The organism is Klebsiella indica (genome assembly GCF_005860775.1).
Lineage (GTDB): Bacteria > Pseudomonadota > Gammaproteobacteria > Enterobacterales > Enterobacteriaceae > Klebsiella > Klebsiella indica.
In genome coordinates, this window is record NZ_VCHQ01000012.1 from 68,139 (window position 1) to 94,223 (window position 26,085).

A 26,085-nucleotide genomic window follows, 5' to 3' on the forward strand; every position below is an offset into this window, starting at 1 on the left:
TATGGATACCCGGACGGGAAATAAAATAACTAAGCCTGCTAATGGCAGGTAGCTTAAGGGTAAACAATAAGCGTATGTTTTGCCAAATTGATCACATTTTTTCGCGACGTTCTGCCTTGCCCGAAAAATAAAAAAAGCCCGCATCGCTGCGGGCTCCAGACTAAAAAAAGAATTTTGTTACAGAACGTCGATCGCGTTCAGCTCTTTAAATGCCTGCTCCAGACGCGTCACCATTGAGGTCTGAGCGGCGCGCAGCCATACGCGCGGATCGTAGTATTTCTTGTTCGGCTGGTCTTCGCCTTTCGGGTTGCCCAGCTGGCCCTGTAGGTAAGCTTCGTTCGTTTTGTAGTACTGCAGGATACCGTCCCAGGTTGCCCATTGGGTATCGGTATCGATGTTCATTTTGATAACGCCGTAGCTTACGGAGTCTTTGATTTCCTGAGCAGAAGAACCGGAACCGCCGTGGAAGACGAAGTTCAGGCTGTTGTGCGGCAGGTTATGTTTCTTAGAAACATATTCCTGAGAATCACGCAGGATAGTCGGGGTCAGAACCACATTGCCCGGTTTGTAAACGCCGTGCACGTTACCAAAGGAAGCAGCGATGGTGAAACGCGGGCTGATTTTGCTCAGCTCGGTGTACGCGTAATCAACATCTTCCGGCTGGGTGTACAGAGCGGAAGCATCCATGTGGCTGTTGTCCACGCCGTCTTCTTCGCCACCGGTGCAACCCAGTTCGATTTCCAGCGTCATGTCCATTTTGGCCATACGCGCCAGGTATTTAGAACAGATCTCAATGTTTTCGTGCAGCGATTCTTCAGACAGGTCAATCATGTGAGAAGAGAACAGCGGTTTGCCGGTAGCAGCGAAATGTTTTTCACCCGCATCCAACAGACCGTCGATCCACGGCAGCAGTTTCTTCGCACAGTGGTCGGTGTGCAGAATAACCGGAACACCGTAATGCTCAGCCATCTGATGAACGTGGTGCGCGCCAGAGATCGCCCCCAGAATTGCCGCGCCCTGAGGCACGTCAGTTTTCACGCCTTTGCCGGCGATGAACGCCGCGCCGCCGTTAGAGAACTGAACGATAACCGGAGAACGAACTTTTGCTGCGGCTTCCAGAACGGCGTTGATGGAATCAGTACCCACGCAGTTTACCGCTGGCAGAGCAAAGTTGTTTTCTTTAGCAACCTGGAACACTTTCTGAACGTCGTCGCCAGTGATGACGCCCGGTTTTACGAAATCAAAAATTTTAGACATGTTACGTAGTCCTGTATCTGTATCTTCGACCGTTGAAGGAGGTTCGCGAGCTTTTACACGCGCTGAAAAACAGGCGGGTCTCCCCGCCTGAACTGAATTACTGCTTAGCGCGCTCTTCGAGCATAGCTACTGCAGGCAGAACTTTGCCTTCCACGAATTCGAGGAATGCGCCGCCGCCAGTGGAGATGTAGGAGATTTTGTCCGCAATGCCGAACAGGTCGATTGCCGCCAGAGTGTCACCGCCGCCAGCGATGGAGAACGCTTCGCTGTCGGCGATCGCGTTGGCAACAATTTCAGTACCTTTACGGAAGTTCGGGAATTCGAACACGCCAACCGGACCGTTCCACAGAATGGTTTTTGCATTTTTCAGGATTGCAGCCAGTTTTTCTGCGGAGGCATCGCCGAGGTCCAGAATCTGCTCGTCATCTTTGATGTCGCTAACCGATTTCAGGGTCGCGGTTGCTGTTTCAGAAAACTCGGTCGCCACGCGGACGTCAGTCGGAACCGGGATATCGCAGGTGCCGAGCAGGCGTTTCGCTTCATCAACCAGGTCGGCCTCGTACAGGGATTTGCCCACATTGTGCCCCTGAGCGGCAACGAAGGTATTGGCAATACCACCGCCAACGATCAGCTGGTCAGCGATTTTGGACAGGGAGTCCAGAACGGTCAGTTTGGTAGACACTTTAGAACCACCAACGATAGCCACCATCGGGCGAGCCGGTTCTTTCAACGCTTTACCCAGCGCGTCCAGCTCAGCGGCCAGCAGCGGACCTGCGCAAGCGACGTCGGCGAATTTACCGATACCGTGAGTAGAAGCCTGGGCGCGGTGAGCGGTACCGAATGCGTCCATCACAAACACGTCGCACAGCGCAGCATATTTTTTAGACAGCGCTTCGTCGTCTTTCTTTTCGCCTTTGTTGAAGCGAACGTTTTCCAGCACCACCAGTTCACCGGCAGCCACGTCAACGCCATCCAGGTAATCTTTTACCAGGCGAACCGGATTGGAGAGTTTGTCTTTCAGGTAGTTAACAACCGGCAGCAGAGAGAATTCTTCGTTGTACTCGCCTTCGGTAGGACGACCCAGGTGAGAAGTGACCATCACTTTCGCACCCTGTTTCAGGGCCAGTTCAATGGTCGGCAGAGAGGCGCGGATGCGCGCATCGCTGGTTACTTTCCCTTCTTTAACGGGTACGTTCAGATCCGCGCGGATAAAAACGCGTTTACCCGCCAGATCCAGATCGGTCATCTTAATTACAGACATGGTGAATCCTCTCGTTGATTCTTAATAAAGTTTTGCAAGCGCCTGAGCGCCTTACCTGAAACCTTGTGCGGCCATCGCTAACGTGGTGTCAAGCATCCGGTTAGCAAAGCCCCATTCGTTATCACACCAGACCAGCGTTTTGATCAAATGTGCGCCACTCACCCGCGTCTGCGTGCCATCAACAATCGCGCTATGCGGGTCATGGTTAAAATCTATCGAGACTAACGGTAATTCCGTATAGTCAACTATACCATGAAATGAACCCTGTGCTGCTTTTTGCAACAACTGGTTGACTTCACTCGCTTTTACTGGTTTCTTCACCGTCACGCTGAGGTCAATTGCCGTGACATTAATGGTCGGCACGCGAACCGCAATCGCCTCAAAACGGTCGTTAAACTGGGGAAAGATACGCGCGATCCCCGCAGCCAGTTTAGTATCCACCGGGATAATCGATTGACTGGCTGCTCGCGTACGGCGCAGATCCGGATGGTAGGCATCAATGACCTGCTGATCGTGCATCGCGGAGTGGATCGTCGTTACCGTGCCTGACTCAATGCCGTAAGCATCATCCAGCAGTTTAATGACCGGAATAATGCAGTTGGTGGTACAAGAAGCGTTGGAGACGATACGGTGCCCGGCGCGTAGCTCATCATGATTTACGCCAAAAACCACCGTTGCGTCGAGATCGTTGCCGCCAGGATGTGAAAAGAGCACCTTCTTTGCCCCGGCCTGAAGGTGGGCTTCGCCATGTTCACGGCTACCGTAAACGCCGGTGCAGTCAAGCACGACATCAACCGCCAGTTCCCGCCAGGGTAACGCCGTAATGGAAGACTCATGCAACAGGCGAATCGCATCATCGCCAACAAACAGTTGCTCTCTCTCCTGGCGCACATCCCAGGCAAAGCGCCCATGGCTGGTGTCATACTTCAACAAATGCGCGATACCCGCGGCATCCGCCAGTTCGTTAATTGCCACTACGGTGATTTCCGCCCGGCGCCCGGATTCATACAAAGCACGAACCACGTTACGCCCGATGCGACCGAAGCCATTAATCGCAATGCGTATGGTCATAGGTCTCCTGCAAGGCTTTCCCTGATCTGAAGTGGCTGACAGAGTAATCCAGCAACGCCGTGAGGGAAACCTTACCTGTCGCAAACTGCGACTGATTGATTAATTGTCGAACATTTAGCCGACTGAAACGCTTCAGCTAGAATAAGCGAAACAAGGAATAAAAGGAATGATTGTCCAGCTCAATAAGCGATTTATCTGACTTGCGTCACATTTTAAAAGGAATAGTTTATTGGGAAACCATCATTCCTGCGGTACCGTTTATTGCTTTCAGCCAGATAAATGAAAAAAGGCCGCTCTCTCGCGGCCTTAGTGTGGAAACGCATCTGCTACAGCAGCGCTTTCGCCTTAGCAACCACGTTCTCAACGGTAAAACCGAACTCTTCGAACAGTTGCTCCGCCGGGGCTGATTCACCGAAGGTGGTCATGCCGACGATCGCGCCGTTCAGGCCCACGTATTTGAACCAGTAGTCGGCGATACCCGCTTCGATTGCCACGCGCGCAGAGACTGCTTTCGGCAATACCGCTTCACGATAGGCCGCATCCTGCTTGTCGAACGCGTCGGTGGACGGCATGGAAACCACCCGCGCCTTCACGCCTTCGGCGGTCAGTTTTTCGTATGCCGCAACCGCCAGCTCCACTTCGGAACCGGTGGCAATGAAGATCAGTTCCGGCTGACCAGCACAATCTTTCAGTACGTAACCACCGCGGGCGATGTTCGCCAGCTGCTCTTCGCTACGCTCCTGCTGCGCCAGGTTCTGACGGGAGAGGATCAGCGCGGTCGGGCCGTCCTGACGCTCCACACCGTATTTCCACGCCACCGCAGATTCCACCTGGTCGCACGGACGCCATGTGGACATGTTCGGCGTCACGCGCAGGGAAGCCACCTGTTCTACCGGCTGGTGCGTCGGGCCGTCTTCCCCCAGACCGATGGAGTCGTGGGTGTAGACCATCACCTGACGCTGCTTCATCAGCGCCGCCATACGCACCGCGTTACGGGCATATTCCACGAACATCAGGAAGGTGGAGGTGTACGGCAGGAAACCACCGTGTAGCGCGATGCCGTTGGCAATGGCGGTCATACCGAACTCGCGCACGCCGTAGTGGATGTAGTTACCGGCGGTATCTTCGTTGATCGCTTTAGAGCCGGACCACAGGGTCAGGTTAGACGGCGCCAGGTCAGCGGAGCCGCCGAGAAACTCAGGCAGCAGCGGACCAAATGCTTCAATGGCATTCTGCGACGCTTTACGGCTGGCGATTTTCGCCGGATTCGCCTGCAGCTTCGCGATAAATTCATTCGCTTTCGCGTCGAAGTCAGCCGGCATATCGCCTTTCATACGACGGGTAAATTCAGCCGCTTCCTGCGGGAAGGCTTTGGCATAGGCGGCAAACTTCTCGTTCCACGCAGACTCTTTCGCCTGACCGGCCTCTTTCGCATCCCACTGCGCATAGATGTCCGACGGAATTTCGAACGGCGCGTATTTCCAGCCCAGTTGTTCACGGGTCAGCGCGATTTCCGCATCGCCCAGCGGCGCGCCGTGGGAATCGTGGGTACCGGCTTTGTTCGGGGAACCGAAACCGATGATGGTTTTGCACATCAGCAGGGAAGGTTTGTCGGTAACCGCGCGCGCTTCTTCCACCGCACGTTTAATCGCTTCAGCATCGTGACCATCCACGCCGCGCACCACGTGCCAGCCGTAAGCTTCAAAACGCTTCGCGGTATCATCGGTAAACCAGCCTTCAACGTGACCATCAATGGAGATACCATTGTCGTCGTAGAATGCCACCAGTTTGCCCAGTTTCAGGGTGCCGGCCAGGGAACATACCTCGTGAGAGATACCTTCCATCATGCAGCCGTCGCCCATGAACGCATATGTGAAGTGGTCAACAATATCGTGGCCCGGACGGTTGAACTGCGCCGCCAGGGTTTTCTCGGCAATCGCCATCCCGACCGCGTTCGCAATGCCCTGCCCCAGCGGGCCGGTGGTGGTTTCGACACCGGCGGTGTAGCCCACTTCCGGGTGGCCCGGCGTTTTCGAGTGCAGCTGACGGAAGTTTTTCAGCTCTTCAATCGGCAGGTCATAACCGGTGAGGTGCAGCAGGCTGTAGATCAGCATCGAGCCGTGGCCGTTGGACAGTACGAAACGGTCGCGGTCGGCCCAGGACGGATTGTTCGGGTTATGGTTCAGGAAATCACGCCACAGGACTTCGGCAATGTCAGCCATCCCCATCGGGGCGCCCGGGTGACCGGATTTGGCTTTCTGTACTGCGTCCATGCTCAGCGCACGAATAGCGTTAGCAAGCTCTTTACGTGAGGACATTTTGACTCCAGATCGGATAATGAAGGCCGTGCCCGCAACGGCTTGACGACCGCGCGTTTTGGGCTACGCCGGAAAAAAGTGTGAACAATGTAACCTAAGCGGCAAAGCATGTACATGGAGCATCCTTTTGCCGCTTAAGAAATCTCCGGAACAGGTTGTGCTACGCGGTAATCCTCTCGCCCGCCTCTCAAGAGAGTATTTATAATTTGCGCAGGATATGGCAGGTCAGCCATAGCCATTTTTCGAATAAATAACCATAAGATTGTGGAAGATAAAAATGAAAATTCACTCAACTATTTTTGCCCTTGGGATCGCCGCAGCCCTCACCGGATGCCAGAACATGGATTCCAGCGCCCTGCTCAGCTCAGGAGCGGGAGCCTATCAGGCCTGGTCGCTCAGCGATGAGCAGGTGAAAGCGTTAAGCGATAAAGCCTGTCAGGAGATGGATGCCAAAGCCACCATCGCGCCTGCGGGGAGCCAATACAGTAAACGGCTGACTAAAATCGCCGCCGCGCTGGGGGACAATATCAACGGCCAGCCGGTGAACTACAAGGTATACCAGACCAAAGACGTTAACGCCTTCGCCATGGCTAACGGCTGCATCCGCGTATACAGCGGACTGATGGATCTAATGAACGACAACGAAGTCGAAGCAGTGATCGGCCACGAAATGGGCCACGTCGCGCTTGGGCATGTGAAGAAAGGAATGCAGGTCGCATTAGGCACTAACGCCTTGCGCGCGGCGGCGGCTTCCGCTGGCGGCGTTGTCGGCAGCCTGTCGCAGTCCCAGCTAGGCGATCTTGGTGAAAAGCTGGTGAATTCTCAGTTCTCTCAACGTCAGGAGTCGGAAGCGGACGATTACTCTTACGATTTGCTGCGTAAGCGCGGGATTAGCCCTGCCGGGCTCGCCACCAGCTTCGAGAAACTGGCCAAACTGGAAGCCGGTCGCCAAAGTTCAATGTTTGACGATCACCCGGCGTCTGAAGCGCGCGCTCAGCATATTCGCGAACGCATGGCTGCGGACGGAATTAAGTAATGATTCCCCCCATTCCGCAACGCTATTGGGCGGAATGGGGGAAGTCAGACGGACTCCGGACCTACAGCCGGAACGCCGTCCCTGCTCAAACCGGCAAGCCAAATAACCCGATTACTCGCCTTTCTTCGCCGCCTGGATATACAGCATTTCCAGCGCTAGCGTCGCTGCCGCCAGCGCGGTGATCTCCGATTGATCGTAGGCAGGCGCGACTTCTACTACGTCCATCCCCACAATGTTCAAATCCTTCAGGCCGCGCACCAGTTTGATCGCACGATCCGACGTCAGGCCGCCAATCACCGGCGTACCGGTACCCGGCGCGAACGCGGGATCGAGACAGTCGATATCAAACGTCAGATAGACCGGCATATCGCCAACGATCTGTTTCACCTGCGCGATCACGTCGTCCGCGGTACGATCGTTGACCTGGCCCGCGTCCAGCACCGTGAAGCCGTTATCTTTATCAAACTCGGTACGGATACCGATCTGCACGGAATGATGAGGATCGATCAGACCTTCGTTCGGCGCGGTATAAAACATGGTGCCGTGGTCAAACTCGCAGCCGTTCGCGTAGGTATCGGTGTGGGCATCAAAGTGTACCAGCGCCATTTTGCCGAAGTGTTTAGCATGCGCGCGCAACAACGGCAGAGTCACGAAATGGTCGCCGCCGAAGGAGAGCATACGCTTCCCGGCCGCCAGCAATTTCTCCGCATGGGCCTGCAGCTTTTCGCTCATTTCACGCGCATCGCCGAAAGCATAAACCAGGTCGCCGCAGTCAACTACGTTCAGGCGCTCACGCATGTCGAAGTTCCACGGGAAGCGGTTGTGCTCCCACGCAAGGTTGGTCGAAACCTGGCGGATCGCCGCCGGTCCGTGACGGCCGCCCGCACGCCCGGAAGTCGCCATATCAAACGGAACGCCGGTAATGACCCAGTCGGCATCGCTGTCGTACGGCTGGAAATTCAGCGGCAGACGCAGGAAGCCAAATGCGTTAGATACCAGCGAGTTATCATATTGATGACCTAAGGTGCTCATGTCCTGACCTCTTTTAAAGTCGATACATTAAAAACAGATGAAAAAAAATCCCCTCCGCGTCGTTAAACCCGACGAGGAAGGGATTAATTAGTAAATCGCTTATTGGGGCGAATTATCGCCGGTAATACATGCGGGTTCAAGTGAGTATAGCACTCTGCCGGATGGCGCCGCCTTATCCGGCCTGCATTCACAGGCCCGGTAAACGCAGCGCCACCGGGCACCGACGGCTACTCATCTTCCAGGTAAGTATACCCGTACAGACCCGCTTCGAACTCTTCAAGGAACTGTTGCTGTAAATCCGCATCCAGATCGGTATTTTTCACCTGATCGCGGAACTGAGTCAGCAGCGTGCTCGGCTCCAGCTGCACGTATTGCAGCATATCCGCCACGGTATCCCCTTCATCAGACAATTCAACTTCGACGCTGCCATCAGGGAAGACAAACACGTCCACGGCTTCCGTATCGCCGAACAGGTTATGCATATTGCCGAGAATTTCCTGATAGGCGCCGACCATAAAGAAGCCCAGCATCGGCGGGTTGTCTGGATCATATTCCGGCATCGGCATGGTGGTCGCAATACCGTCACCATCCACATAGTGGTCGATCGCGCCATCGGAATCGCAGGTAATATCCAGCAGCACCGCACGACGTTCCGGCACCTTGTTCAGCCCTTCCAGCGGCATCACCGGGAACAGTTGATCGATACCCCAGGCGTCCGGCATCGACTGGAACAGGGAGAAGTTGACGTAAATTTTATCCGCCATTCGTTCCTGCAGTTCGTCGATGATCGGGCGATGGGCGCGGTTGCTCGGATCAAGCTGTTTCTGTACTTCATGGCACATATTCAGATACAGCTGTTCGGCCCAGGCGCGCTCCTGAAGATTAAAGGTGCCGGAGGAGTAGCCGATATGAATATCGTGCAAATCCATCTGGCTATCGTGCAGCCATTCCCGCAGCGAGCGGCGATTGCCGGTTTCGTGCATTTCCTGCCAGGTTTCCCACATACTTTGCAGCGGACGGGCGGCATCTTCCGCTGGCGGGGTGGCCTCGGTATATTCGTTACGCTCAACGCCGATAATATTGGAGACCAGCACCGTGTGATGCGCGGTGACTGCGCGACCGGACTCAGTAATCACCGTCGGATGCGGCAGGCCGTTCTCTTCACAGGCATCGCCAATCGCCCAGATAATATTGTTGGCATATTCGTTCAGACCGTAGTTCACCGAACAGTCAGACTGCGAACGGGTGCCTTCATAATCAACGCCAAGACCGCCGCCAACATCGAAGCACTGAATATTGACGCCCAGCTTATGCAGTTCGACATAAAAGCGTGCGGACTCGCGGACGCCGGTGGCGATATCGCGAATATTGGCCATCTGCGACCCCAGGTGGAAGTGCAGCAGTTGCAGACTCTCCAGGTGCCCTGCCGAGCGCAGGATCTCAACCAGCTGCAGAACCTGCGTTGCCGCAAGGCCGAATTTTGATTTTTCGCCGCCGGAGGATTGCCATTTACCGGAACCCTGAGAAGCCAGACGCGCGCGGACGCCAAGCCGCGGCACCACGTTCAGGCGCTCGGCCTCCTCCAGCACGATGGCGATTTCCGACATTTTTTCGATGACCAGATAGACCTTATGGCCCATCTTTTCACCCACCAGCGCCAGGCGGATATATTCACGGTCTTTATAACCGTTGCACACAATCACGCTGCGGGTCATGCCCGCATGCGCCAGCACCGCCATCAGTTCAGCCTTGGAGCCCGCTTCCAGCCCCAGCGGTTCGCCGGAGTGGATCAGCGATTCAATAACCCGACGATGCTGGTTAACCTTGATCGGATAAACCAGAAAGTAGTCGCCGTTGTAGCCATAGGATTCCCGCGCGCGCTTAAAAGCCGCGTTGATGGAGCGCAGGCGGTGCTGCAGAATCTGCGGGAAACAAAATAGCGCAGGCAGGCGCTGGCCCTGCGCTTCACGCGCTTTTACCAGCTCAGCGAGGTCAACGCGCGCTTGCGGGACGTCAGGGTCAGGGCAGACGCTGATATGGCCCAGTTCGTTAACGTCGTAGTAGTTATTACCCCACCAGGCAATATTATAAGTGCGTAGCATCTTGCTGACTTCCTGGGAGCTCATCGCAACCTCCTGCATGGAACGTAGTACACCGTGCTCGCCTGCTGACGAAGGCGAAAACAAAGGCATGTCGTCAGACATAGCGAACCTCAAATTTTATTAACAAGTGTAAAACAGTTGACTACTATCGCAATCCGAAGACGCGATAACAACCCATAAACAGTCCCTGATCCCAGCGGATAGTGCTGGACCTGTGACTGTGCGACCGGTTTCTTATTCATATCATCGTACAACACGTCGCCGAACAGCGTATGACAGTCCGGAGAAACCACGAGAAAACCCTTGCTATCGCAAGAGCGCCCTTGTTCAGTTTTCGGCTGGCCGACCGGCCCTGGAATCCTGAGAAGCGCCGAGATGGGTAGAACATCGGCAGGTTTGCATGAGAAAGATGCAGAATGATGCAGGACAGTGACGCGCGACGATACGACGCGGCGAGCCAGGTGAAAAACGTGGGTTCATTATCTGTGAGCACCTCCACACTGCCCCGATACGGGCCAGCGACAAGCCAAAGCGATACATTCCTGACAGACAGCGCAAACGCCATTGCGGGGCGCTGTAAATACAGACTGCTTAGCCTATTCCACCAGGCGTTATTGTTGCAGGCCGTTTGAGCACTGCCCGGGTTCAAAAATAGCCCCAATGGGATAGGCTCTTAACCCGGCTGGAAGTGACGCCACGAACTGCGTGCCCGTGCGCTTTTTTCGTGCGCTTTTTTAATGAGCCGCGCGCGGCGATTTATACCGAGAAGCGCGGTAAAAAGCAAAATAAAAATATGTACGCTGTCAGGTTTTATCAGCAAAACTGCCCTCCCCCTTTTTTCCATAAATGCGACCAATATCAAAAAAGGCTGGAAATGGGCTCAAGAACTGACCTAAAATAGCCATCCAGAAGTTAATCCGTCTATACTGATTAACACTCAGACTGCTCGTGTCACTACCTGCAAGCTTTGGTATAGTCATCCGTCAAAGCCTCTTCACACAACAGTATGAGCTACCCGAATAGTCTACAGGTGAAATTAAATATGGCAAAACACCTCTTTACGTCCGAGTCCGTATCAGAAGGGCATCCAGACAAAATTGCTGACCAAATCTCCGACGCCGTGCTGGATGCGATCCTCGAACAGGATCCAAAAGCACGCGTAGCATGTGAAACCTACGTTAAAACCGGCATGGTTCTGGTTGGCGGTGAAATCACCACCAGCGCATGGGTGGATATCGAAGAGATCACCCGTAATACGGTCCGTGAAATTGGCTACGTGCATTCCGATATGGGCTTTGACGCCAATTCTTGCGCGGTGCTGAGCGCGATCGGAAAACAATCTCCGGATATTAACCAGGGCGTTGACCGCGCCGATCCGCTGGAACAGGGCGCGGGCGACCAGGGCCTGATGTTTGGCTACGCGACCAACGAAACCGATGTGCTGATGCCAGCGCCGATCACCTACGCGCACCGTCTGGTGCAGCGTCAGGCTGAAGTTCGCAAGAACGGTACCCTGCCGTGGCTGCGCCCGGATGCGAAAAGCCAGGTCACCTTCCAGTATGACGATGGCAAAATTGTCGGTATTGACGCGGTCGTGTTGTCTACCCAGCACGCTGAAGAAATTGACCAGAAATCGCTGCAGGAAGCGGTGATGGAAGAGATCATTAAACCGATTCTGCCTACCGAGTGGCTGAATACTTCCACCAAATTCTTTATCAACCCGACCGGCCGTTTTGTTATCGGCGGCCCGATGGGCGACTGCGGACTGACCGGGCGTAAAATCATCGTTGATACCTACGGCGGTATGGCTCGTCACGGCGGCGGCGCTTTCTCAGGTAAAGATCCATCTAAAGTGGACCGTTCAGCGGCTTACGCTGCACGCTATGTTGCGAAAAACATCGTTGCCGCTGGCCTGGCTGACCGTTGTGAGATTCAGGTTTCTTACGCTATCGGCGTGGCTGAACCGACCTCTATCATGGTTGAAACCTTCGGTACTGAAAAAGTGCCTTCTGAACAGTTGACCCTGCTGGTACGCGAATTCTTCGACCTGCGTCCGTACGGCTTGATTCAAATGCTGGATCTGCTTCACCCTATCTACAAAGAGACTGCGGCATACGGTCACTTTGGTCGTGAACACTTCCCATGGGAAAAAACCGACAAGGCAGCTCAACTTCGCGATGCCGCTGGCCTGAAATAACCCCATTCCCGCACGCTTAAGGCCAGCCATGCGCTGGCTTTTTTTTGCAACAATCCTCATTCGCAACTGTTCAACTGTCCTGTAGTTTCCCTTGAAACAAGCACTTAAATGAAAGCGATTACATTAGATACAGATTCAATCTCTTATCAAGGCCGACGTGAAATGTAACAACACTCCGCAGTGTTACACAATATTTCAGAGAATGCTGATTAGCGTTTTTAATAAACTAAGCCATACTATATCAACTAATTGATTTAAATAAATTTATATTGATTACGTTTCTTTACCTTAGTGTAATCGATTACACGGTCGTGATTTTTATCACATTTTTTTACTGCGGACTTCCCTACCCTACCCGGAGACGAATCACTCACTCAACTGGAGGGCGTTATGCCTGACAACAAAACACAAGGGCGCGCAAACAAGACGATGACGTTCTTCGTCTGCTTCCTCGCCGCACTGGCTGGCCTGCTATTCGGTCTTGATATTGGTGTCATTGCAGGTGCCTTACCCTTTATTGCCAATGAATTTCAGATAAGCGCTCACACCCAGGAATGGGTAGTGAGTTCCATGATGTTCGGCGCCGCTGTCGGTGCGGTCGGCAGTGGCTGGCTCTCCTTTAAACTCGGGCGTAAAAAAAGCCTGATGATTGGCGCAATCCTGTTCGTTGCCGGTTCGTTATTCTCTGCCGCCGCACCGAACGTTGAAGTACTGCTGATCTCCCGCGTCCTGCTCGGTCTGGCTGTCGGCGTAGCCTCCTACACGGCCCCCCTGTATTTGTCGGAAATCGCGCCGGAAAAAATTCGCGGCAGTATGATTTCGATGTACCAGTTGATGATCACCATTGGTATTCTCGGCGCTTATCTTTCCGATACCGCCTTCAGCTACAGCGGCGCATGGCGCTGGATGCTCGGCGTGATTATTATCCCGGCGGTACTGCTGCTGATTGGCGTTATCTTCCTGCCAGACAGCCCGCGCTGGTTTGCGGCTAAACGTCGCTTTGTCGATGCCGAACGCGTTCTGTTGCGCCTGCGCGACACCAGCGCAGAAGCAAAACGCGAGCTTGATGAGATCCGTGAAAGTCTGCAGGTAAAACAATCCGGTTGGTCGCTGTTTAAAGAGAACAGCAACTTCCGCCGCGCGGTATTTCTCGGCATCCTGTTACAGGTGATGCAGCAGTTCACCGGTATGAACGTTATCATGTACTACGCGCCGAAGATTTTTGAACTGGCGGGCTACGCGAATACCACCGAACAGATGTGGGGAACCGTCATCGTTGGTTTGACCAACGTTCTGGCCACCTTCATCGCGATCGGCCTGGTCGACCGCTGGGGCCGCAAACCGACCCTGATCCTCGGGTTTATCGTCATGGCCGTCGGCATGGGCGTACTGGGCAGCATGATGCATATCGGGATTCACTCCGCCATGGCACAGTACTTCGCGGTCCTGATGCTGTTGATGTTTATCGTTGGCTTCGCCATGAGCGCCGGCCCGCTTATTTGGGTACTGTGTTCCGAAATCCAGCCGCTGAAAGGACGTGATTTCGGTATTACCTGCTCAACGGCGACCAACTGGATCGCCAACATGATCGTTGGCGCCACCTTCCTGACCATGCTGAACTCTCTGGGAAGCGCCAACACCTTCTGGGTCTACGGCGGGCTGAACGTTCTGTTCATTTTCCTGACCCTGTGGCTGATCCCCGAAACCAAAAACGTTTCACTGGAACATATTGAACGTAACCTGATGAAAGGCCGCAAACTGCGTGAAATCGGCGCCCGCGACTAGTCTGACACGCTTCCTCTCTGCGGGGAGGAAGCTTCTTCTTGCTCTCCCTTCCGTGGCGCATTATCCTCTGGCGCTATGAAAACACCCCGAATTCCGATTGCTCTTCAACAGGCTGTCATGCGCAGCCTGCGGGAGAATCTGGCCAAAGCAAACCTCAAACTGGGGCGTAACTATCGAGAGCCGGTACTGGTTTATCAGCAACGCGGAGCCGCCGCCGGTACCGCCTGGCTGGAAAAAAACGAAATTCGTCTTAACCCGGTACTGCTTCTGGAAAACCAGCAGGCGTTTATCCGTGAGGTCGTGCCCCATGAGTTAGCCCACCTGCTGGTGTGGAATCACTTTGGCCGCGTCGCGCCGCATGGTAAAGAGTGGAAATGGATGATGGAAAGCGTATTGGGCGTTCCGGCCCTGCGCACCCATCGTTTCGAACTTGCGTCAGTGCGGCAAAATACCTTTACTTACCGCTGCCAGTGTCAGCAGCACCAGCTAACCGTCCGCCGCCATAACCGTGTGGTACGGGGCGAAGCGGTTTATCGCTGCACCCGCTGTGGTGATGTCCTGGTCGCTGAAGAGTAATCCCCCGAATACCTCGCCTCACTCATTCACGTTTTAACAGCAAATCATGCACCCCGGGCTATTCCTGAGTATCACAACAACAAATGAGTGGCCGTATCACATCCAGCCAGCGACGTGGTCGTTACCAGGATTTCGGGTATAACTGGAAATTTTCTGCGCTGACTGATTGCATCCGGCAATCGTATTCGTTACGTTGCGGGCTCGTTTTACTACGGAGTTCACAATGTCCCGTATTCATATTTTTGCTGTCGCATTGCTCAGCGCGACGGCGTGTGCCCCGCTTGCGGCGGAAGGAATCCACAGTTTTTCCCAGGCCAAGGCCGCAGGCGTCAAAGTTAACGCCGATGTTCCCGGCGATTTCTACTGTGGCTGTAAAATCAACTGGCAGGGTAAAAAAGGCATTATCGACCTGCAATCCTGTGGTTATAGAGTGCGTAAAAATGAAAACCGCGCCCATCGGGTCGAGTGGGAACACGTGGTTCCGGCCTGGCAGTTTGGCCATCAGCGCCTGTGCTGGCAGGAGGGTGGCCGGAAAAACTGCGCTAAAGATCCGGAATACCGCAAAATGGAAAGCGATATGCATAATCTGCAGCCAGCGGTCGGCGAAGTAAATGGCGATCGCGGCAACTTTATGTACAGCCAGTGGAACGGTGGTGAAGGCCAATATGGCCAGTGCGCGATGAAAGTGGACTTCAAAGACAAAATCGCCGAGCCGCCGGTTCGCGCCCGAGGGGCTATCGCCCGCATCTATTTTTATATGCGCGACCGCTATAAGCTAAATCTCTCTCGTCAGCAAACCCAACTGTTTACCGCATGGAATAAGCAATACCCGGTCACCGCCTGGGAGTGCGAGCGCGACGAGCGTATTGCGAAAATTCAGGGCAATCATAATCCGTACGTCCAGCAGGCTTGCCAGGCGCGAAAGAGCTAACCTACACTAGCGGCAATTGTCAATTTGCAGCGTCACGCTTCCCCCGGCACGGGGGGAGACAGCATCTGCGCGAAGAACGGAATATCAAGCATGCGCATTCCTCGTATCTATCATCCAGAACCGCTCGCAACGGGTAGCCATATCGCCCTCTCCGACGATGCGGCTAACCATGTCGGCCGTGTGCTGCGTATGGGCAAAGGGCAGATAATTGAGCTTTTTGACGGCAGCAATCAGGTCTTCGAAGCGGTTATTGTCGAGGCAGGTAAAAAAAATGTTCTGGTGGCGGTGCAGAGCAGCACAATCGATAACCGCGAATCACCGCTGCATATCCATTTAGGCCAGGTTATGTCCCGTGGCGAAAAAATGGAGTTCACGATTCAGAAATCGATTGAACTGGGTGTAAGCCTCATAACGCCACTGTTTTCCGAACGCTGCGGCGTTAAACTGGACGCTGAACGTTTGCAAAAGAAGATCCAGCAGTGGCAAAAAATCGCCATTGCCGCCTGCGAGCAGAGTGGCCGCAACGTGGTGCCGGAGATTCGCCCGGCCATGCCGCTTGAAGCCTGGTGCGCGGAGCAGGATGAAGGACTTAAGCTCAATTTGCACCCGCGCGCCAGCGCCAGGATTAACACGCTGCCGTTGCCGGTCGAGCGCGTTCGCCTGCTGATTGGTCCGGAAGGCGGCCTTTCCGCGGAAGAGATAGCAATGACCGCTCGCTACCAGTTTACTGATATCCTGTTAGGACCTCGCGTTCTGCGTACAGAGACAACTGCGCTCACTGCCATTACCGCCCTGCAGGTGCGTTTTGGCGACTTAGGTTGAAGCGTTAACGGAGAAGAATAATGATCAAGCTCGGCATCGTGATGGATCCCATCGCAACCATCAACATCAAAAAAGACACCAGCTTCGCCATGTTGCTGGAAGCGCAGCGTCGCGGCTACGAACTCCATTACATGGAGATGAACGATCTGTACTTAATCAATGGCGAAGCCCGCGCCCGTACACGCAAGCTGAGCGTCGAGCAGAATTACGATAAATGGTACGAATTCAACGGCGAACAGGACCTGCCGCTGGCGGACCTTAACGTGATTCTGATGCGTAAAGACCCGCCGTTTGATACCGAGTTTATCTACGCGACCTATATTCTGGAACGCGCCGAAGAGAAAGGTACGCTCATCGTCAATAAGCCGCAAAGCCTGCGCGATTGTAACGAAAAGTTGTTTACCGCCTGGTTCTCCGAACTGACGCCGGAAACGCTGGTTACCCGCAATAAAGCGCAGTTGAAAGCATTCTGGGAAAAACATGGCGATGTCATCCTCAAGCCGCTGGACGGTATGGGCGGCACGTCGATTTTCCGTGTTAAAGAGAGCGATCCTAACCTCGGCGTCATTACCGAGACGCTAACCGAGTTGGGCAGCCGATACTGCATGGCGCAGAACTATCTGCCCGCCATTAAAGATGGCGATAAGCGCGTGCTGGTGATTGACGGCGAGCCGGTTCCATACTGCCTGGCCCGCATCCCGCAGGGCGGCGAAACCCGTGGCAACCTTGCGGCTGGCGGTCGTGGCGAAGCGCGTCCGCTGACCGAAAGCGACTGGTCCATCGCCCGTCGCGTTGGCCCGACGCTAAAAGCCAAAGGCTTAATCTTCGTTGGTCTGGATATCATCGGCGATCGCCTGACGGAAATTAACGTCACCAGTCCGACCTGCGTACGCGAGATCGAAGCGGCATTCCCGATTTCCATTACGGGTATGCTGATGGATGCCATCGAAAAGCGTCTTAATAAATAAAGGGCAGATTCAGGCTATGGGGTAACGCCTGTAGCCTGAAGATAGCTGAAAGAGATTCAATTTCAGATTATAGACAGGCGACACCCCTGAAGCCTGCAAGATAAAGTTGAATCGACACTTTCATACTTTACCCGCATACTGGGTGCTGCTTTTTTGAACCAGGAACAGAACCTCTGACAATGAATTTACAGCATCACTTTCTAATTGCCATGCCTGCTCTTCAGGACCCGATTTTCCGCCGCTCGGTAGTCTATATCTGCGAGTATAACGATGACGGCGCCATGGGCATTATTATCAATAAGCCGATGGAAAATCTGCAGGTTGAAGGGATCCTGGAAAAATTAAAAATCACGCCTGAGCCGCGCAACCCTGAGATCCGTCTGGATAAACCGGTGATGCTGGGCGGCCCGCTGGCCGAGGATCGGGGCTTTATTCTGCACACGCCCCCCTCTGATTTTTCTTCCAGCATCCGTATTTCTGATAACACGGTGATCACCACCTCCCGTGATGTCCTGGAAACGCTGGGGACGGACAAACAACCGGCCAACGTGCTGGTCGCGCTGGGCTATGCTTCCTGGGAAAAAGGCCAACTGGAGCAAGAAATACTGGATAACGCCTGGCTAACCGCGCCGGCCGATCAGAATATTTTGTTCACCACGCCGATAGCAGACCGCTGGCGCGATGCGGCAAAACTGATCGGTATTGACATCGTGACCATGCCAGCCGAAGCGGGGCATGCATAATGAGCGGGACCTTTCTGGGTTTTGATTTCGGCACCAAAAGTATTGGTGTCGCCGTTGGGCAACGCATTACCGGCACCGCCCGCCCCCTTCCCGCATTAAAAGCCCAGGACGGTAAACCCGACTGGAACGTTATCGAAAAACTGCTGCAAGAGTGGCAACCTGACGCCGTTATCGTCGGCCTGCCGCTTAATATGGACGGCACGGAGCAGCCGCTGACCGCGCGAGCGCGTAACTTTGCCAATAAGATACATGGCCGCTTCGGCGTACAGATAACACTGCATGATGAGCGCCTGAGCACGGTTGAAGCCAGAGCCGGATTATTCGAACACGGCGGATTCCGGGCGCTCAATAAGGGGCGAGTTGATTCAGCCTCTGCCGTCATCATTCTTGAAAGCTATTTTGAACAAGGGTTTTAAGCCTGTTATATAGGCATATGCGGGCGTCATCGCACGATATCGGGCTCCTGCGCGCTACCGCGTGCAAGCTTAAGATATCTGAATATAACAACCGACTACAAACGCCCCTCAGCCGTACGTTGCTGAAAGCTTTGTGTAAAGGTTTGCATGCCAGATTGTTGCCCGGTTTGCATCACGCCGGGCAGTTGATGCGTTTTTCCCTCACGGATTAAATTCGCTACCGCCGGGGTATTGACCAGCAGTTCGTACAGCGCAACCCTTTTGCCAGCGGTATCCGGAAGCAGTTTTTGCGCCAGCACCGCACACAGGCTCCCCGCCAGTTGGCTACGAACCTGCTCTTTCTCCTGAGCCGGGAAGACATCGACCAGCCGCTCGACCGCCTGTGCCGCACCGCGCGTATGTAACGTCGCCATCACCAGATGGCCGGTCTCCGCCGCGGTTAATGCAAGACGGATCGTCTCTTTGTCGCGGAGCTCACCCAACAAAATAACGTCCGGATCCTGGCGTAACGCGACGCGCAAAGCGGCAGCAAAAGAGGAACAGTGACGGCCGATTTCCCGTTGCTGAATCAGGCAGCGCTCGCTACGATGAATAAATTCCACCGGATCTTCCAGCGTTAAAATATGGCCATCAAGACGCTGATTAAGGCTACCCACCATCGCTGCCAGTGTGGTTGATTTACCGCTACCTGTGGCTCCGGTCACCAGAATAAGCCCACTCTCTTCGTTGAGCAGTTCTGTTAAGGCTACCGGAACGCCAAGCTCGTCCAGTAACGGACAGGTTTCCGCCAGCAGACGCAACACCAGCGACAGGCCGCGGGTATGGGCAAATGCGCTGGCACGAAGACGCGGCCCGCCCGCCGGAGCCAGGGCGAAATCTACTTGCCCGCTGTTCTGCCACTGAACCAGTTGATCATCGCTGAGCCAGTCATGAAGGATCTGGCCGATGTCCGGCGCAGCGAATGGCGCGGGCTCCAGCTTTCCCTGACGACGCCAGCGTGGTGCCGAAGCATTACACAGGTGTAGATCGGAGACATTATGCTTTACACTAAGGGCCACTATTTCTTCCAGTTCCATAACTCATCCTCGGTATATGAACGATATTGCGCATAACCTGGCACAGGTCCGGGACAAAATCTCCGCCGCCGCCGTACGCTGCGGTCGTGCTCCAGAAGAAGTTACGTTGCTTGCAGTGAGTAAAACAAAACCGGCGAGCGCGATCGAAGAAGCGATAGCCGCAGGTCAGACTGCATTTGGCGAAAACTATGTTCAGGAAGGGGTGGAGAAAATCCGCCATTTTCAGGAAACTGGCGTAACCGGGTTACAGTGGCACTTTATTGGCCCGCTGCAGTCCAACAAAAGCCGTCTGGTGGCGGAGCACTTTGACTGGTGCCATACCGTCGATCGCCTCAAAATCGCCGTTCGCCTTAACGAGCAGCGTCCGTCGCATGCGCTGCCTCTCAATGTGCTGATTCAAATCAACATTAGCGATGAGCAGAGCAAGTCGGGCATTCCGCCTGAAGAACTGGACGCGCTGGCGGCGGAAATCGCTGAACTGCCGAATCTGCGGCTGCGCGGTTTAATGGCGATTCCGGCGCCAGAGTCAGAATATGTAAGGCAGTTTGCCGTCGCCCAACAAATGGCGGTAGCATTTGCCCGGCTAAAAGCGCACTACCCTACCGTCGATACCCTGTCTTTGGGGATGACGGATGATATGGAAGCCGCTATCGCGGCGGGAAGCACTATGGTGCGCATCGGAACCGCAATTTTCGGCGCACGCGACTACAGCAAAAAATAAGGAACCTGAGGAACGCCATGAAGACGTTGACTTTCCTGCTTTCAACGGCCATTGAACTTTATACAATGGTCGTGTTGTTACGCGTCTGGATGCAGTGGGCGCGCTGCGATTTTTATAATCCGTTTTCGCAGTTCGTGGTCAAAGCGACGCAGCCTGTCGTTGGCCCCTTGCGCCGCATCATTCCGGCAATGGGGCCGCTCGATAGCGCCTCCCTGCTGGTTGCATTTATTCTTTGCGTCGTGAAAGCCATCGTCCTGTTTATGGTCGTGACTTTCCAGCCCATTATCTGGATTTCTGCGCTGCTGATCCTCATTAAAACCGTGGGCTCGCTGATTTTCTGGGTGCTGTTGCTGATGGCCATTATGAGCTGGGTAAGCCAGGGCCGCAGCCCGGTGGAATATGTTCTTATGCAACTGGCTGACCCGCTGCTGCGCCCGATCCGCAGAATGCTGCCATCAATGGGTGGGATTGATTTCTCCCCGATGGTGCTGGTTCTGCTGCTGTACATTATCAATATGGGTATCGCCGAACTGTTGCAGGCTACCGGCAACATTCTGCTTCCGGGACTGTGGATGGCGCTATGAGTGCCGTTGAAGTCCGCGCTGACGGGCTGGTTTTGCGGCTGTATATTCAGCCTAAAGCCAGCCGAGACAGCATCGTTGGTTTACATGGCGACGAGCTGAAAGTCGCCATTACCGCTCCCCCCGTTGACGGCCAGGCCAATGCCCATCTGGTTAAATTCCTCGCCAAACAGTTTCGCGTAGCGAAAAGCCAGATTGTTATTGAGAAGGGCGAACTGGGCCGTCACAAACAGATAAAAATCATTCATCCGCAGCAGATCCCGGCCGGGATCGCCGCGCTGACAGAATAAACAGGATTGATTATGCAAAAAGTTGTTCTCGCCACCGGCAATCCCGGAAAAGTGCGTGAGCTGGCCTCGTTACTGGCAGATTTTGGCCTCGATATCGTCGCTCAGACCGATCTGGGCGTCGATTCCGCAGAGGAAACCGGTCTGACGTTTATTGAAAATGCCATTCTGAAAGCGCGCCATGCCTCGCAAGTTACCGGACTGCCGGCCATCGCCGATGACTCCGGGCTGGCCGTCGATGCGCTGGGCGGCGCGCCTGGCATCTATTCCGCGCGCTATGCCGGCGAAGATGCGACCGACCAACAGAACCTGGAAAAGTTACTCGCTGCGTTGAAGGACGTGCCGGACGATAAACGCCAGGCCAAATTCCACTGTGTGCTGGTTTATCTGCGCCACGCGGAAGATCCGACGCCGCTGGTCTGCCACGGCAGTTGGCCCGGCATCATCGCACGCGAAGCCGCAGGCAGCGGCGGCTTTGGCTACGACCCAATTTTCTTTGTTCCGACGGAAGGGAAAACCGCAGCTGAACTGACCCGCGAAGAGAAAAGCGCGATTTCCCACCGCGGGCGGGCGCTGAAACTGTTACTGGACGCCTTACGTAATGGCTAATTTGCCGCCTCTCAGCCTCTATATTCACATCCCGTGGTGCGTGCAAAAATGCCCGTACTGCGATTTTAACTCGCACGCGCTGAAAGGCGACGTGCCGCACGACGATTACGTTCAGCATCTTTTGAACGATCTGCGGGCTGACGCCCATTATGCGCAGGGGCGAGAAATTGGGACGATTTTTATCGGCGGCGGTACGCCGAGCCTGCTCTCCGGCCCGGCAATGCAAACCCTGCTTGATGGCGTTCGCGAGTCTCTGCCGCTGGCGGCCGATGCGGAAATCACCATGGAAGCCAATCCTGGTACCGTGGAAGTGGATCGTTTCGTGGAGTATCAGCGCGCGGGCATCAACCGTATCTCTATCGGCGTCCAGAGCTTTAGCCAGCAGAAGCTCCAGCGTCTCGGGCGCATTCATGGCCCGCAGGAGGCGAAACGCGCGGCAAACCTGGCAAGCAGTCTGGGGCTGCGCAGTTTTAACCTTGATTTAATGCACGGCCTGCCCGATCAGTCGCTGGAGGAGGCGCTGGACGACCTGCGCCAGGCCATTGAGCTCAGCCCACCGCATCTCTCCTGGTATCAGTTGACCATTGAGCCCAACACCCTGTTTGGCTCGCGTCCGCCGGTATTGCCGGATGACGATGCCCTGTGGGATATCTTCGAGCAGGGGCATCATCTGCTAAGCGCGGCGGGCTACCAGCAATATGAAACTTCCGCCTATGCTAAGCCGGGTTATCAGTGCCAGCATAACCTGAACTACTGGCGCTTTGGCGACTATCTGGGCATCGGCTGCGGCGCGCACGGGAAAGTGACCTTCCCGGACCGGCGGATTTTGCGGACGGCAAAAACCCGGCATCCGCGTGGCTATATGGCAGGTCGCTACCTTGAACGCCAGCATGATGTGGAAGCTGAAGATAAACCGTTCGAGTTTTTTATGAACCGTTTTCGCCTGCTGGAAGCGGCGCCGCGCGATCAATTCAGCCGCTACACCGGGCTTGATGAGCGCACCATCCGCCCACAGATTGATGCGGCGATTGCCCAGGGCTATCTGACGGAAGATAAGCGCTGCTGGCAGATTACCGGGCACGGTAAGCTGTTTTTAAATTCTCTCCTCGAATTATTCCTTCACGAATAATCCCTTTAATTTATATCCCGCGATAAAAATAGGGCGGGATATTTCATTGCTCGCTTTTTCCGATACGTCAATATTATTATTTTCGAATCATTCGTGCGAAATTTACAATAAAAAATGAAACAAACTTATTTACCCAATAATAAATATGAGATTAAGCACAAAACCATGCATTTCATTGCGTCACTGAAAAAATTTGTGAGTCAGATAGCTTAAAGATGTCAGACAGCCAGGATAACATGTCATACAGAAAGAAGGAAATATGCTCAAGATATTGACCAATTAACCTATGTGCATGGAGCCGATTCATGAAAAAATTCTCTTTCCCTTGTTCACTGGCGTGCGTATCTCTGCTTGCCCTACTCTCTTCAGGTGCCGGCGCGGCGGAGAAAATTACGTTAAAACTGGCGCATAACCTTGAGCGCAGCCACGTTGTTCATCAGGCTTTTGAAAAGATGTCCAAAGAGGTTAACCAACTTTCCGGCGGTAATATGAAGATACGTATTTACCCCAGTAGCCAGATGGGTAGCGCGCGAGAAACCATGGAGCTATTACAAAATGGCGCCCTGGATATGACCAAAGGTTCTGCCAGCGATCTGGAGTCATTTGATAATATCTACGCGATTTATAACCTGCCGTTTCTGTTTAAAGACCAGATGCATTTTAATAAAGTTGTCTTCGGTGAAGTGGGCAAGGAAATAATGGCGTCCACTAAAGACAAAGGGTTCTTTGCGCTTGCTGCTTATGTTGCCGGTACACGAAGTTTTTATGCCAAAAAGCCCATCACCAAACCGGAAGATTTAAAAGGACTGAAGATCCGCGTCCAGGCCAGCCCGACAACGCTCAGGATGATTGAATTAATGGGAGGGTCGCCAACCCCCATCTCCTTTGGCGAAGTCTATACCGCCATGCAGCAGGGCGTCGTGGATGGTGCGGAAAATAACGTTCCTTCCTGGGTTCAGACCCGCCATATCGAAATCGCTAACGTTTTCTCCGAAGACGAACATGCCTCAATCCCGGATTTCCTCGTTATCTCCAGTCGCACCTGGGACAAGCTCACGCCAGAGCAGCAACAAATCCTGACCAAAGCGGCTAAATCCTCAGAAGTTTATCAACAACAGCTGTGGGAAAAGATCGATGCCGACACCCGCGCAGAGGCAAAAGCCATGGATGGCGAAATTGTTAAAGTCGATAAAGCGCCGTTCCGTGCGGCCGTACAGCCGCTGTTTGATGACTTCAAAAAAGACCCGAAACAGGCTGCTCTGCTGGCCAAATTTGAAGCTGCTGCCGAATAAAACTTTAATGGGCCGGCAACTGGCCCGTTTTCATCGGGGAATCAATGATGATACTTAACCGCATAAAACTGGCGGTGGATCGCACGATCGCCGCATTCTCTGTCGCCGTCATGGTAGCGCTGGTTGTCTGCGTCGTCTGGCAGGTATTCAGTCGTTACGTATTAAACGCGCCAAGTACCCTGACCGATGAACTGGCCCGCTTTTTAATGATCTGGGTCGGCCTGCTGGGTGCAGCTTACACTGTTGGCGCTCAGCGTCATCTGGCTATCGATTTGCTTGCGATGACGCTGTCGCCCCGCAAACAGGCATTTCTCAGCGTAATCATTAATTTACTGATCTTTATTTTTGCCGGATCAGTGATCGTCACCGGCGGCCTGAAGCTGATTGAAAAAACACTGTCAACCGCCCAGGTCTCAGCGGCAATGCAGATTCCGATGGGTTATGTTTATCTGATCCTGCCGCTAACTGGCATCATCATGATGTTTTACGCGTTATGTTTTATTAGCAGCGGTCTGAAAAACATGAAGCACGCTGAAGCGGGAGCACACTAATGGATAGCTATATTGCACTGACGCTGTTCGGTTCTTTCTTTGTGCTGGTCTTTATTGGCGTACCTATCTCCTTTTCTATTGGTATCGCCACCGTGGGCTCGATGCTAATGATGTTCCCCTGGGATATCGCGGCAATCACCGTTTCTCAGCGCCTGGCGAACGGACTGGATAACTTCGCCCTGCTGGCTATCCCGTTCTTTATCTTTGCCGGTACGCTAATGAACAGCGGTGGAATCGCTATACGCTTAATTAATCTGGCGCAGGTGATGGTTGGGCGCGTCCCGGGCTCTCTGGGTCATGTCAACGTGCTGGCGAACATGATGTTCGGCTCCATTTCAGGTTCGGCTGTCGCCGCTGCCGCTGCGGTGGGTGGAACGCTGAATCCTATCCAGACGCAAAAAGGTTATGACCCGGCCTTCTCTACGGCGGTTAACGTCTCATCCTGCATCACGGGCCTGTTAATTCCACCATCAAACGTGCTGATCGTCTTTTCGCTGACGGCGGGCGGCGTCTCGGTCGCATCGCTATTTATGGCAGGTTATCTGCCCGGCATTCTGATGGGCCTGTCGATCATGACTGTCTGCGCCATCATTGCTAAGCGTCGCAACTACCCGGTCTCTGAACGCCCGACCTGCGCCCAGGCGGTAAAAGCGTTTTTCGACGCGTTGCCCAGCCTGCTGCTGGTTGTCATCGTAATGGGCGGGATCCTCGGCGGCATCTTCACGGCAACAGAAGCCTCCGCTATTGCCGTCGTGTATACCTTTATCCTGTCGGTCCTCATTTATCGGGAAGTGAAATGGCGGGATCTGCCAAAGCTGATTCTTGAATCCGTGGTGATGACCTCTATCGTGCTGCTGCTGATTGGTTTCTCGGTCGGCATGTCGTGGGCAATGACCAATGCCGATATTCCCTACATGATAAGCGACGCGCTGATGGGGGTTTCTGAAAACCCGGTGGTGATTCTGCTACTGATTAATATCGTGCTCTTAATCGTCGGGATCTTTATGGATATGACTCCGGCGGTGCTGATTTTCACGCCAATCTTCCTGCCAATCGCCGAGGATTTAGGTATGGATCCGGTGCATTTCGGCATTATGATGGTCGCTAACCTGTGTATCGGTCTGCTGACGCCCCCAGTGGGGAGTGCGCTGTTTGTCGGCTGCTCGATTTCCGGCGTTAAAATTCAGCAATTGATCAAGCCGCTATTGCCGTTCTACGCGGCCCTGCTGATTGCCCTGATGATGATTGTCTATATTCCGCAGATCTCGCTGTTTATTCCGCAGATACTGGGGCTGATGTAACCTGTTTCTATGACTCAGGATGC

General features: G+C 54.1%; 26 protein-coding genes. 17 read left to right on the forward strand and 9 right to left on the reverse strand.

The genetic code is table 11. The features are described 5' to 3' along the window. Positions 1-177 precede the first annotated feature (177 nt). The 4 genes from fbaA to tkt all read right to left on the reverse strand — a co-directional run bounded on the left by fbaA (position 178) and on the right by tkt (position 5,907). Entirely contained in the window at positions 178-1,257 is a 1,080-nt protein-coding gene (gene fbaA / locus FE839_RS10655) for a class II fructose-bisphosphate aldolase (RefSeq protein ID WP_009654956.1), read from the reverse strand. A 97-nt stretch (positions 1,258-1,354) separates the two neighbouring features. Further along, complete coding sequence (gene pgk, locus FE839_RS10660) at positions 1,355-2,518, reverse strand: phosphoglycerate kinase (RefSeq protein ID WP_138360799.1); 1,164 nt, start codon at positions 2,516-2,518, stop codon at positions 1,355-1,357. Between the two features lie 51 nt (positions 2,519-2,569). Continuing rightward, positions 2,570-3,589, reverse strand: a complete 1,020-nt coding sequence (gene epd, locus FE839_RS10665) for an erythrose-4-phosphate dehydrogenase (protein WP_138360800.1) — start codon at positions 3,587-3,589, stop codon at positions 2,570-2,572. Positions 3,590-3,915: 326 nt separating this feature from the next. Beyond that, positions 3,916-5,907: a transketolase gene (gene tkt / locus FE839_RS10670; RefSeq protein WP_138360801.1), complete on the reverse strand. Its 1,992-nt coding sequence runs from the start codon at positions 5,905-5,907 to the stop codon at positions 3,916-3,918. Between the two features lie 277 nt (positions 5,908-6,184). Here tkt and loiP point away from each other — a divergent pair, with 277 nt between their 5' ends. Then, a complete protein-coding gene (loiP, locus tag FE839_RS10675) occupies positions 6,185-6,943 on the forward strand; it encodes a metalloprotease LoiP (RefSeq protein ID WP_138360802.1) in 759 nt (252 codons plus the stop codon). Positions 6,944-7,054: 111 nt separating this feature from the next. Here the strand turns inward: loiP and speB are convergent, their stop codons facing one another. The 4 genes from speB to FE839_RS25085 all read right to left on the reverse strand — a co-directional run bounded on the left by speB (position 7,055) and on the right by FE839_RS25085 (position 10,617). After that, positions 7,055-7,975: an agmatinase gene (speB, locus tag FE839_RS10680; protein ID WP_138360803.1), complete on the reverse strand. Its 921-nt coding sequence runs from the start codon at positions 7,973-7,975 to the stop codon at positions 7,055-7,057. A 227-nt stretch (positions 7,976-8,202) separates the two neighbouring features. Next, a complete protein-coding gene (gene speA, locus FE839_RS10685; RefSeq protein ID WP_138360804.1) occupies positions 8,203-10,179 on the reverse strand; it encodes a biosynthetic arginine decarboxylase in 1,977 nt (658 codons plus the stop codon). Positions 10,180-10,187: 8 nt separating this feature from the next. Continuing rightward, positions 10,188-10,319, reverse strand: a complete 132-nt coding sequence (yqgB, locus tag FE839_RS10690; RefSeq protein ID WP_138360842.1) for an acid stress response protein YqgB — start codon at positions 10,317-10,319, stop codon at positions 10,188-10,190. An 85-nt stretch (positions 10,320-10,404) separates the two neighbouring features. Next, on the reverse strand, positions 10,405-10,617 hold the full coding sequence (locus FE839_RS25085) for a hypothetical protein (RefSeq protein WP_421808390.1): 213 nt from the start codon (positions 10,615-10,617) through the stop codon (positions 10,405-10,407). Positions 10,618-11,119: 502 nt separating this feature from the next. Between FE839_RS25085 and metK the strand changes: the two genes are divergently transcribed. From metK to ruvX, 8 genes are all read left to right on the forward strand, one after another. Then, positions 11,120-12,274 (forward strand): methionine adenosyltransferase, encoded by a 1,155-nt coding sequence (gene metK / locus FE839_RS10695; protein ID WP_138360805.1) that lies wholly within the window; start codon positions 11,120-11,122, stop codon positions 12,272-12,274. Between the two features lie 390 nt (positions 12,275-12,664). Then, a complete protein-coding gene (locus FE839_RS10700) occupies positions 12,665-14,059 on the forward strand; it encodes a sugar porter family MFS transporter (RefSeq protein WP_138360806.1) in 1,395 nt (464 codons plus the stop codon). Positions 14,060-14,134: 75 nt separating this feature from the next. After that, positions 14,135-14,635 carry a SprT family zinc-dependent metalloprotease gene (locus FE839_RS10705; protein WP_138360807.1) on the forward strand — a complete coding sequence of 167 codons (501 nt, stop codon included), beginning with the start codon at positions 14,135-14,137 and terminating at the stop codon, positions 14,633-14,635. A gap of 223 nt (positions 14,636-14,858) precedes the next feature. After that, a complete protein-coding gene (gene endA, locus FE839_RS10710; RefSeq protein ID WP_138360808.1) occupies positions 14,859-15,566 on the forward strand; it encodes a deoxyribonuclease I in 708 nt (235 codons plus the stop codon). 90 nt (positions 15,567-15,656) lie between these two features. Then, complete coding sequence (gene rsmE, locus FE839_RS10715) at positions 15,657-16,388, forward strand: 16S rRNA (uracil(1498)-N(3))-methyltransferase (RefSeq protein WP_138360809.1); 732 nt, start codon at positions 15,657-15,659, stop codon at positions 16,386-16,388. Between the two features lie 20 nt (positions 16,389-16,408). Next, positions 16,409-17,356 (forward strand): glutathione synthase, encoded by a 948-nt coding sequence (gene gshB / locus FE839_RS10720; RefSeq protein ID WP_138360810.1) that lies wholly within the window; start codon positions 16,409-16,411, stop codon positions 17,354-17,356. A 179-nt stretch (positions 17,357-17,535) separates the two neighbouring features. Continuing rightward, the gene (locus FE839_RS10725) at positions 17,536-18,099 is read left to right on the forward strand and encodes a YqgE/AlgH family protein (RefSeq protein WP_138360811.1); all 564 of its coding nucleotides are present in this window, start codon (positions 17,536-17,538) and stop codon (positions 18,097-18,099) included. After that, positions 18,099-18,515, forward strand: a complete 417-nt coding sequence (ruvX, locus tag FE839_RS10730; RefSeq protein ID WP_138360812.1) for a Holliday junction resolvase RuvX — start codon at positions 18,099-18,101, stop codon at positions 18,513-18,515. Before FE839_RS10725 ends, ruvX begins: the two co-directional genes overlap by 1 nt. A gap of 95 nt (positions 18,516-18,610) precedes the next feature. Here the strand turns inward: ruvX and FE839_RS10735 are convergent, their stop codons facing one another. After that, positions 18,611-19,591, reverse strand: coding sequence for a type IV pilus twitching motility protein PilT (locus FE839_RS10735; protein WP_138360813.1), 981 nt, complete (start codon positions 19,589-19,591; stop codon positions 18,611-18,613). Positions 19,592-19,607: 16 nt separating this feature from the next. Here FE839_RS10735 and FE839_RS10740 point away from each other — a divergent pair, with 16 nt between their 5' ends. The 8 genes from FE839_RS10740 (at position 19,608) to FE839_RS10775 (ending at position 26,062) form a co-directional block, all read left to right on the forward strand. Continuing rightward, entirely contained in the window at positions 19,608-20,312 is a 705-nt protein-coding gene (locus FE839_RS10740; RefSeq protein ID WP_138360814.1) for a YggS family pyridoxal phosphate-dependent enzyme, read from the forward strand. A 17-nt stretch (positions 20,313-20,329) separates the two neighbouring features. Then, complete coding sequence (locus FE839_RS10745; protein WP_138360815.1) at positions 20,330-20,896, forward strand: YggT family protein; 567 nt, start codon at positions 20,330-20,332, stop codon at positions 20,894-20,896. Then, positions 20,893-21,183, forward strand: coding sequence for a DUF167 family protein YggU (yggU, locus tag FE839_RS10750; protein WP_138360816.1), 291 nt, complete (start codon positions 20,893-20,895; stop codon positions 21,181-21,183). The genes FE839_RS10745 and yggU overlap by 4 nt, the downstream gene beginning before the upstream one ends. A 12-nt stretch (positions 21,184-21,195) precedes the next feature. Beyond that, positions 21,196-21,789, forward strand: a complete 594-nt coding sequence (locus FE839_RS10755) for an XTP/dITP diphosphatase (RefSeq protein WP_138360817.1) — start codon at positions 21,196-21,198, stop codon at positions 21,787-21,789. Continuing rightward, positions 21,782-22,918, forward strand: coding sequence for a radical SAM family heme chaperone HemW (hemW, locus tag FE839_RS10760; protein ID WP_138360818.1), 1,137 nt, complete (start codon positions 21,782-21,784; stop codon positions 22,916-22,918). Before FE839_RS10755 ends, hemW begins: the two co-directional genes overlap by 8 nt. A 305-nt stretch (positions 22,919-23,223) precedes the next feature. Further along, a complete protein-coding gene (locus FE839_RS10765) occupies positions 23,224-24,210 on the forward strand; it encodes a TRAP transporter substrate-binding protein (protein WP_138360819.1) in 987 nt (328 codons plus the stop codon). Positions 24,211-24,257: 47 nt separating this feature from the next. Next, positions 24,258-24,761: a TRAP transporter small permease gene (locus tag FE839_RS10770; protein WP_138360843.1), complete on the forward strand. Its 504-nt coding sequence runs from the start codon at positions 24,258-24,260 to the stop codon at positions 24,759-24,761. After that, positions 24,761-26,062, forward strand: a complete 1,302-nt coding sequence (locus tag FE839_RS10775; protein WP_138360820.1) for a TRAP transporter large permease — start codon at positions 24,761-24,763, stop codon at positions 26,060-26,062. The genes FE839_RS10770 and FE839_RS10775 overlap by 1 nt, the downstream gene beginning before the upstream one ends. Positions 26,063-26,085 lie beyond the last annotated feature (23 nt).